Raw genomic sequence first — 9,513 nt, 5'->3', positions numbered from 1 at the left:
CAGAGGTTCGCGCCCAGACGGACGCCACGAAGTCCAGCACCAGACCATAGCCTCCGTGGCAACACGCACCAGAAGAGGTGCGGGCCCCGGAGCCCGGATGTCGCTCGGGCAGCACCTTCTCGAACTCCGCAAACGCCTCTTCATCGCGGCGATCGCGATCGTGGTCCTCTCGATCGCGGGATGGTTCGCGGCCGACTTCGTCTGGTCGGCCCTGCGGCAGCCGATCGCGGCGATCGCTCTCGCCGAGCATCGCGACGCCAAGATCAACTATCCCAACCTCACCTCGGCCTTCGACATCCGGCTGCAGATCTCCATCACCATCGGCATCGTCGCTGCCAGCCCCGTGTGGCTCTATCAGATCTTCGCCTTCCTCGTCCCCGGACTCACCCGCCAGGAGAAGCGCTACACCTTCGGCTTCTTCTTCACGGCCGTTCCGCTGTTCCTGCTCGGCTGCGCCGCCGGCTGGTACGTCGTTCCGCACATCGTCCAGGTGCTGATCTCCTTCGTTCCCCAACAGGACGCGACCTTCGTCGGCGCCAAGGACTACCTGACCTTCGTCCTCAAGCTGATGCTGGCGCTCGGAGTCGCCTTCGTGCTTCCGGTGTTCCTTGTGCTGCTCAACTTCATCGGGATCCTCACGGGCAAGAACATCATCAGGAGCTGGCGATGGGCCATCCTGCTGATCTTCGTGTTCTGTGCGATCGCCACCCCCTCCGCGGACGTCGGATCGATGTTCCTGCTGGCCGCGCCCATGATCGTGCTCTACCTCGCCGCCGCGACCGTTGCGATCTGGCACGACCGCATCCTCGCCAAACGAGCGGATGCCCTGACCGCCGGTCTGGACGGGGTCAGCCCCGCATGACCGACCAGCTCTCTCCGGCCGAACGCTTCGCCGCATCCAGGACCAGGCGGGGCTCACCGCGCCTCGAGCGATTCCGCTCCGCCCTCAGCTTCGATCTCGACCCCTTCCAGCTGAGCTCCTGTGCGGCCCTCGAGAACGGCGACAGCGTGCTGGTCGCCGCGCCCACCGGCGCGGGGAAGACGATCGTCGCCGAGTTCGCGGTGTTCCTCGCGATGCAGGACCCGCGGGCGAAGGTCTTCTACACGGCCCCCATGAAGGCGCTGAGCAACCAGAAGTTCCAGGAGTTCGTCGCCGAATACGGTGCCGATCAGGTCGGCCTGCTCACCGGCGACACCAACGTCAACTCCGGGGCGCGCATCGTCGTCATGACGACCGAGGTGCTGCGCAACATGCTCTACGCCGACTCCGACCTGCTGCACGACCTCTCCTTCGTGATCATGGATGAGGTCCACTACCTTGCAGACCGGTTCCGCGGCGCCGTGTGGGAGGAGGTCATCATCCACCTCCCACAGAACGTCCGCCTCGTCTCGCTCAGCGCGACGGTCTCCAACGCCGAGGAGTTCGGCGATTGGCTGCAGGCGGTGCGCGGGGAGACCGCGGTCATCGTCTCGGAGGAGCGGCCGGTCCCGCTCGACCAGCACATCCTCATCCGCGGCAAGCTCATCGACCTGTTCGATTCCTCCGGAGTCGTGGCGACCAACCGCGTCAACCCGGAGCTCGTCCAGCTGGCCCGCTACGGCGGCAGGGCCACCGGGGGCCCGCGCTCGTCGAGGGACGCCGGTCGCTATCATTCCCGCGGCGGTCGCCCGGACGACGTGAGGATGGACCGGGCCGGGCTCGTCAAGCTGCTCGGTGAGCGGAACCTGCTGCCGGCGATCTTCTTCATCTTCAGCAGGGTCGGCTGCGATCAGGCCGTCAAGCAGGTCCTGCGGGCCGGGGTGCGGCTCACGACCGCGGAGGAGCGGGAGGAGATCCACGCCATCGTCGAGGAGCGCTGCCGGACCATCCTCGACGAGGACCTGGCGGTGCTCGGATACTGGGAGTGGCTGGAGGGTCTGCAGCGCGGGGTCGCCGCCCACCACGCCGGAATGCTTCCCGCCTTCAAGGAGGTCGTGGAAGAGCTGTTCCAGAAGAAGCTCGTGAAAGCGGTGTTCGCGACCGAGACGCTGGCGCTCGGCATCAACATGCCCGCCAGGACGGTCGTGCTGGAGAAGCTGGAGAAGTTCAACGGCGAGGCGAGGGTGCCGATCACCCCGGGGGAGTACACCCAGCTCACCGGCCGCGCCGGACGGCGCGGCATCGACGTCGAGGGCCACTCGGTGATCCAGTGGCAGGACGGTCTCGACCCGCAGGCGGTCGCCTCCCTGGCCTCTCGGCGCACCTACCCGCTCAATTCCAGTTTCTCGCCGACCTACAACATGGCCGTGAACCTGATCGAGCAGTTCGGACGCGACCGCACCCGCGAGATCCTCGAGTCCTCGTTCGCCCAGTTCCAGGCCGATCGTGCAGTCGTCGACATCGCTCGCAAGGTGCGCAGCCAGGAGGAGTCGCTGCGGGGCTACGAGGAGGCGATGCACTGCCACCTCGGCAACTTCGCCGAGTACGCGAGCATCCGGCGCGAGCTCACCGACCTCGAGCGCAAGGGTGCCGTGCGGGCCGACCTGCAGAGCCGGGCGGAGCGCGATCGCCGTCAGGCCCAGCTCACCGTGCTCCGCAAGCGGCTGAAACAGCATCCCTGCCACACCTGCAACGACCGCGAGGCGCACGCGCGCTGGGCGGAGCGCTGGTGGAAGCTCAAGCGGCAGACGGATGAGCTGAGCCGCCAGATCAGGAGCCGCACGGGTGTCGTCGCCAAGGTCTTCGACCGGGTCACGGACGTGCTCATCGAGCTCGGCTACCTCGTGCGCTCCGAATCCGGCGTCATCACGGCCTCGGTGCACGGCCGCACGCTGCGCCGCATCTACGGCGAACGGGACCTGCTCGTCGCGGAGTGTCTGCGCAGGGGCGTCTGGAACGACCTCGATCCGGCCGGACTCGCCGCCATGGCCGCCGCCCTCGTCTACGAACCCCGCAGGGACGAGGGACAGGGCTCTGATCGCTACCTGCCGAAGGGGCCGTTCCGGCCGGCCTTCGAGAAGACCACCGACCTCTGGAGCAAGCTCGATGACATCGAGCTCGAGCACAAGCTGCCGGGGAGCAACCCGCTGTCGAGCGGGTTGTCGCTCGCGATGTACCGCTGGGCGCAGGGCACCCCGCTCGACTCCGTCCTCATGGAGGCCGAACTGGCCGCCGGAGACTTCGTCCGCATGACCAAGCAGACGATCGACCTGCTCGATCAGCTGTCCGTGGTCGCCGACGGCCAGGTCGGTCGAACCGCCCGCAAGGCGCTGGATGCGATCCGGCGCGGGATCGTGGCCTACTCCTCGGTCGCCTGATCAACCGGAGCGTGACCGACCTCGCCTCTGGTCCAACTCCCACCTTCGGCAATCTAGGCTTGACGGGTGCACCAGCGCCAGACGACCCTGCCATTGTGGGCCGCCGTTCCGGTCGCCGCCCTCTCCGGCTTCGTCAACGCCGCCGCCTTTCCCGCAACGGGATGGTGGCCGCTGATCTTCCTCGGCACGCCGCTGATGATGTGGTCGCTTGCCGGCCGGCGGGTCTGGCCATCGCTGCTCGTCGGATTCGTCGGTGGCTTCGCCTTCTTCGGCAACCATATCTATTGGCTGACGGTCTATCTCGGTCCGGTCCCGTGGCTCGCCCTCGCCGGGCTCGAGTCGATCTTCTTCGCCCTCGATGCCGCCCTCATCGCGCTGGCCTGGAGGTTCGTGCCCCGGGTCTGGCCGGGCCTCTGGGGCAGGCTGCTGGGTCTGCCTGTGGTCCTCGCCGGTCTCTGGGTGCTGCGCGAGGCGATCACGAGCGTCTGGCCGTACGGCGGCTTCTCCTGGGGCCGGCTGGCCTTCTCCCAGTCCGACAGCACCTTCGCGCCGCTCGTCGCCTGGCTCGGCGTCTCCGGCCTCAGCTTTGTGCTCGCCTGGCTCAGTGCGGTGCTGCTGCAGAGCATCCTCGAGGTCTCCGTCGCCTGGACGGTCCGCGGGATCGTCGCGGCCGCCGCCTTCCTCCTCGCCGCCGCCATGCCCGCCTGGCCGGTGGTCACCTCCGGGTCCGTCCGGGTCGCGGCCGTGCAGGGCGACTCGAATTCCGGGCTCTTCGCGAGATACCAGCAGGGCGAGATCCTCGACGACCATCTGCAGGCGTCCCTGCCGGTCTTCGGCAAGAAGGTGGATGTGGTGGTGTGGCCGGAGAACGCCTCCGACCTCGACCCGCTGACCAACGCCTATGCCGCGCAGACACTCGACTACGTGACGAAGAACACGGGTGCGCCCCTGGTGACCGGCACCATCACGGAGGACAAGAAGGGCCGCACCTTCAACAGCCTGCTGCTCTGGGAGAACGGGAAGGGATCGGTGGACCAGTACGACAAGATCCATCCGGTGCCCTTCGCCGAGTACCTGCCCGACCGGAAGTTCTGGTATCCCCTCGCACCCAGCCTGTTCGACCTCGTCCCGCGGGACTACTCGTTCGGCCAGCGCAATAACGTCTTCACCATCAACGGCGCGGTGGCCGGGCTCGCGATCTGCTTCGACATCGTCGACGACTCGCTCATCCAGAGGATGATCGACAGCGGGGCGCAGTACATCCTCGCGCCCACGAACAACGCCGACTTCGGGCACACCGACGAGAGCAGGCAGCAGGTGGCGATCGCCCGGCTGCGAGCCATCGAGACCGGGCGCAGCCTCGTCAACACCTCCACGGTGGGGGTCAGCGCGATGTTCGGCCCCGACGGGAGGGTCATCGCCCAACTGCCCACCTTCACGGCCGGTCATCTGATCGAGCGCATTCCGCTGAGCACGACCATCACGCCGGCCATGGTCGACGACCGTGCCGTGGGGTGGCTGACCTCGGGGGCGGGCCTCGCGGGCCTCGCCCTCGGTCTGCTGCTCAGGCCACAAAAAACTGCGAGGCGACGTGGAAGACGTCGCCCCGCAGTGGCTGCCTGATAGCTCTCGGCAGGTCAGGCCCCGATCTTGTGCTGGCCCTTCCTGGCACGCAGGAAGTCGAGACGCTCCTGAAGCAGTTCCTCGAGCTCTGCGCGGGTGCGACGCTCGAGAAGCATGTCCCAGTGGGTGCGGGGCACCTTCGTGTCCGCCGCTTCCGGCTCGACCTGCTTGCCTTCGTCGTTCAGCAGACGGCCTTCCTGGCCGCTCTTCGGAGACTCCCACACGGTGGGGATCTCGGCGTCGGCGGAGAAGGTGACCTCAAAGGTCGTTCCGTCCGCCGCCTGGTAGGTGCTTTTCTTTCGAGGGGAGAAGGTAACCCCTTCTTCGCTTTGGAGGCTTTGAGATCCGAGCCTCATTCCGCGCAAACTGCGATCCGCCATTATGTGGTCCTCTCTCGCGATGCATTCATAGTTATAAACCCCGAAGCTGGGTTTATCCTTCCCTCACACCGCGCTTACAGGTTGCTCCCAGCCTCCTGACCCGCCGCCGCCCGTTCGATGAGCACGTCGATCGCCAGGTCGGAACGGTCCGTGACGATGCCGTCGATCCCGGCGTCGAGCAGACGATTCATGTCGGCGGCCTCGTTGATCGTCCACACGTGGATCTCGACGGAGGCGGCATGCAGCAGGCGCACCGTGCGGGCGGTGATCACCCTGATCCGGAACACCCGCTCGGGCACCTGGACCGCCTGCACGTCCCGCAGCACGAGGCGAACCAGGCCGCCGAGGCCGAGCTTCGCCGCCGCCAGGGCCACGAGGAAGGAGCGGGCGGAGGCCGACGTCGCGACGTCGGGAAGACGCCGGACCGCCGCCACCCGACGGGCGTCGCCGAAGGAGGTGACGAGCACCCGGTGGGTGGCACCCGCGTCGAGGATCGCGGCGACGGCAGGACCGACGACCCCCGCGGTCTTCAGATCGATGTTGAACCGGGCGTCCGGAAAGGCAGCCAGCGTCTCCCCGAGACTGGCGAAGGTCTGGCCGTGACCCAGGTCGACCTGCCGCAATTCCGCCATCGTCAGCTGTTCGATCCGGCCCTCGCGGCCGGCGACCCTGCCGAGATCCGGGTCGTGACTGATCACCGCGACGCCGTCGGCGGAGACGTGCACGTCCGTCTCGATGTGGGTGATGCCGAGTCGCACCGCCCTCTCGAAGGACAGCAGGGTGTTCTCGGGTGCGTCGAGGGCGAATCCGCGGTGGGCGAGGATGCGCGGGGGAGCGCCGTCGAAGAAACGGCTGGCCCCGGCGTCCGGGGTGGAGCCGTCCGCGGCGGACGACCCCGCCCCCGACCGCCTACTCGGCAGGCGGCGTCGCACCCTTGTTACCGAGGAAGCCGTTGCTGATGCTCTTGACCGCCTCGGTGAGCTCGGAGGGGATGATCCAGAGCTTGTTCGACTCGCCCTCGGCGATCTTCGGCAGCATCTGCAGGTACTGGTAGGCCAGCAGCTTGCTGTCCGGATCGCCCTCGTGGATCGCGCCGAAGACGGTCGTGATGGCCTTCGCCTCGCCCTCGGCCCTGAGCACCTGGGCCTTCGCGGCACCCTCCGCCTCGAGGATCGCCGCCTGGCGAGCGCCCTCCGCCTGGAGGATGGCGGCCTGCTTGGTCCCCTCGGCCGTGAGGATCGCGGCACGCTTGTCCCGCTCGGCCCGCATCTGCTTCTCCATCGAGTCCTGGATGGACAGGGGCGGGTCGATGGCCTTCAGCTCGACCCGGCCGACCCGGATTCCCCACTTGCCCGTCGCCTCGTCGAGCACGACCCTCAGCTGCCCGTTGATGTTGTCGCGGCTGGTGAGCGCCTGCTCCAGGTTGAGGCCACCGACGACGTTACGAAGGGTCGTCGTCGTCAGCTGTTCGACCGCGCCGAGGTAGTTCGCGATCTCATAGGTCGCCGCCCGGGCATCCGTGACCTGGAAGTAGACGACCGTGTCGATCGAGACGACGAGGTTGTCCTCGGTGATCACCGGCTGCGGAGGAAAGGAGACCACCTGCTCGCGCATGTCGATGAGTGGACGCAACCGGTCCACGAACGGCACCAGGATGTTGAGACCGGGGAGCAGGGTCTTGTGGTACTTGCCGAGGCGCTCGACCACACCGGCCCGCGCCTGCGGGATGATGCGGATCGACCGGAACAGGATCACCAGGACGAAGATCGCGAGAATCACGATCACGATCAAGAGGATGACCTGGCCGAACAGTTCGCCAGAGTTCACAATGCAGTCCTTTCAGCGGGAACGACCACGGCGGTCGCCCCCTCGATTGCCGTCACTACAACACGCTCTCCGGCTTCGACCGGACGTTCCTCGGCGGTCTGGGACAGCTTGGCCGTCCAGGTCTCCCCGTTGGTGAGCTTCACATGACCCTGGCCGGCGACGAATCCCGTGGTGACGGTGCCGCTCAGGCCGAGAAGCGCCTCGACGTTGCTCGGGGTGCCGTCCGCGCCTCTGCGCAACGCCCGATGCAGCGCCGGGCGGACGAAGAAGAGCAGCAGGAGGGACAGCACCGCGGCGATCAGGACCTGCGCCCACCATGGGGCCCCGAACAGGCCGCTCACCAGTCCGCCGAGGCTGCCGACCGCGAGCATGAGGAAGATGAAGTCGATCGTCGCCACCTCGATGATCACGAAAACGAGGATGAGCCCGAGCCAGAAGATCCAGGCATAGTTCTCGAGAAAATCAGTGGCCATCGCGGGCACCCCTTGTGCATCGTGTCCCCTTGAAACTAGCACTCCGTGCCGAAGGAGGTGACGGCTTGTTGCTATTCTCGTGAGCCGGGGCCGGCCATGCGGACGGCCATCGCCACCGACAGGAGTTGACCCGTGACAAACCCCCTCGCATCCGGTTCCCTGGAAGGGCAGCGCGCCCTCGTCACCGGATCCTCCCGCGGAATCGGAGCGGACACCGCGACGTACCTCGCGGAGGCGGGAGCGAGTGTTGTCATCAACTACCGCAACAAGGAGGCGAGAGCGCTCAAACTCGTCGACAAGCTCGTGGCGGCGGGCGGCTCGGCGATCGCGATCGGCGCCGATCTCACCGATCCGGCATCCGTCGGCGAGCTCTTCGAGCGGATCGCGGACGAGTGGGGCGGGCTCGACATCCTCGTCATGAACGCCTCTGGAGGCATGGAGTCCGGCATGGCGGAGGACTACGCCATGCGGCTCAACCGCGACGCCCAGGTTGGCCTGCTGAGGGCCGCACTTCCGCTGCTCTCACCGGGATCGCGGGTCGTGTTCGTCACCAGCCACCAGGCGCACTTCATCCACACCACGGCGACCATGCCGGAGTACCTGCCCGTCGCGGTGAGCAAGAGGGCGGGCGAGGATGCGCTGCGCGAGCTGATCCCGGAGCTCGAGGCGGCGGGCATCGGCTTCGTCGTCGTCTCCGGCGACATGATCGAGGGGACGATCACCGCCACCCTGCTCGAGCGGGCGAACCCCGGGGCGATCAGCGCCAGGAAGGATGCGGCGGGCAGGCTCTACAACGTGAGCGAGTTCGCCGCGGAGATCGCTCTCGCCGCCGTCGAGCCGGTCCCGGCGGACCACACCAGACTGGTCGGGGACGTCGGCGACTTCCTCACCGCCTGAGCGGGCCGATCCGCCGATTCGGCGGAGAGACCCGAAGGATCGTTAGCATGGGAGCTGATGAAACCCACCGATCTGCCCCTGCTGCTCAGTCTGTCCGCCCCCACCGTCCATCCGGATGGTCATCGAGCCGTCGTGGCGGTGTCGAGGCCCGACCTCGCCTCCGACAGCTACGTCGGCCAGCTCTGGGAGGTGACGCTCGACGGCAGCGGCTCCCGCCGTCTCAGCCGCGGGCATCATGACACGAATCCCCGGTTCTCACCGGACGGCTCCCTTCTCGCCTTCCTGCGGGCCGGCCTGGAGGGTCCGGCCCAGCTCTGGGTCATGGCCGCCGCCGGGGGAGAGGCGCTGCAGCTCACGGAGGCCAAGCTCGGGGTGGCCACCTATCGGTGGTCCCCGGATTCCGGACGGATCGCCTTCACCGCCGCCGTTCCCGAGGAGGGACGCTACGGCACGGTCAAGGGCCTGGGAGCGGACGCGGAGCCGCCGAGGAGGATCACCGCGCTCAAGTACAAGGCCAACGGTCTCGGCTACACGATCGATCGCCGGAGGCATGTCTTCCTCGTCGACGTCCCCGACCTCTCCACGGAACCGGTCTACCCGACCGCCGCATCGGCCGACGACCCGGCCCCCGAACCGCCGACCCTCGTTCCCGAGGCCCGGCGGGTGACCTTCGGCGACTTCGATCACGGCTCCATCGCCTTCTCGCCGGACGGCTCCCGGCTCGCCGTCGTCTCGGAGCGTCATCCGACCCGCGATGTCGACCTGGTCTCCCACGTGTTCGAGGTGGAGCTGGCGGATCCGGAGGCGGAACCGACCAGGCTCACGGGCGACGACGACAGGTACGGCGTCTCGACGATCGCCTACGGACCGGCGGGCGAGCTGTTCTTCGTCGCCACCGACCTCGGCGAGACCGGAACCGATTTCGTCGGCAGGAGCGACCAGCTCTACGTGATCGAGCGGTCCGGCGCATCCTCGCGTCGGCTCACCGCGGTCGAGACGGTCGATCTGGGGGAGAC

General features: G+C 67.6%; 8 protein-coding genes and 1 pseudogene. 5 read left to right on the top strand and 4 right to left on the bottom strand.

Translation table 11 applies throughout. The features are described 5' to 3' along the window. From tatC to lnt, 3 genes are all read left to right on the top strand, one after another. Positions 1-862, top strand: an 862-nt coding sequence (gene tatC / locus VGC18_RS16000; protein ID WP_331099229.1) for a twin-arginine translocase subunit TatC, incomplete at its 5' end; no start/stop codon positions are given. Further along, the gene (locus VGC18_RS15995) at positions 859-3,297 is read left to right on the top strand and encodes a DEAD/DEAH box helicase (RefSeq protein ID WP_331099227.1); all 2,439 of its coding nucleotides are present in this window, start codon (positions 859-861) and stop codon (positions 3,295-3,297) included. The genes tatC and VGC18_RS15995, both read left to right, overlap by 4 nt. 66 nt (positions 3,298-3,363) lie before the next feature. Beyond that, entirely contained in the window at positions 3,364-4,920 is a 1,557-nt protein-coding gene (lnt, locus tag VGC18_RS15990) for an apolipoprotein N-acyltransferase (protein ID WP_331099225.1), read from the top strand. A 14-nt stretch (positions 4,921-4,934) separates the two neighbouring features. Here lnt and VGC18_RS15985 read toward each other — a convergent pair whose 3' ends face one another. The 4 genes from VGC18_RS15985 to VGC18_RS15970 form a co-directional block, all read right to left on the bottom strand. After that, positions 4,935-5,300 carry an RNA polymerase-binding protein RbpA gene (locus VGC18_RS15985; protein WP_331099223.1) on the bottom strand — a complete coding sequence of 122 codons (366 nt, stop codon included), beginning with the start codon at positions 5,298-5,300 and terminating at the stop codon, positions 4,935-4,937. A 74-nt stretch (positions 5,301-5,374) separates the two neighbouring features. After that, a complete protein-coding gene (locus VGC18_RS15980) occupies positions 5,375-6,232 on the bottom strand; it encodes a glycerophosphodiester phosphodiesterase (RefSeq protein ID WP_331099221.1) in 858 nt (285 codons plus the stop codon). Next, positions 6,210-7,127: an SPFH domain-containing protein gene (locus tag VGC18_RS15975; RefSeq protein ID WP_414672906.1), complete on the bottom strand. Its 918-nt coding sequence runs from the start codon at positions 7,125-7,127 to the stop codon at positions 6,210-6,212. Before VGC18_RS15975 ends, VGC18_RS15980 begins: the two co-directional genes overlap by 23 nt. Continuing rightward, entirely contained in the window at positions 7,124-7,600 is a 477-nt protein-coding gene (locus tag VGC18_RS15970) for an NfeD family protein (RefSeq protein WP_331099218.1), read from the bottom strand. Before VGC18_RS15970 ends, VGC18_RS15975 begins: the two co-directional genes overlap by 4 nt. A gap of 132 nt (positions 7,601-7,732) precedes the next feature. Here VGC18_RS15970 and VGC18_RS15965 point away from each other — a divergent pair, with 132 nt between their 5' ends. Both VGC18_RS15965 and VGC18_RS15960 read left to right on the top strand, forming a co-directional pair. Beyond that, positions 7,733-8,497, top strand: a complete 765-nt coding sequence (locus VGC18_RS15965) for an SDR family oxidoreductase (RefSeq protein WP_331099216.1) — start codon at positions 7,733-7,735, stop codon at positions 8,495-8,497. A 57-nt stretch (positions 8,498-8,554) separates the two neighbouring features. After that, positions 8,555-9,513: pseudogene (locus tag VGC18_RS15960) on the top strand (S9 family peptidase); the annotation flags it as partial.

The sequence above is a fragment of the Lacisediminihabitans sp. genome, assembly GCF_036404185.1.
Lineage (GTDB): Bacteria > Actinomycetota > Actinomycetes > Actinomycetales > Microbacteriaceae > Lacisediminihabitans.
This window is presented reverse-complemented; position numbering and strand designations above follow the sequence as displayed.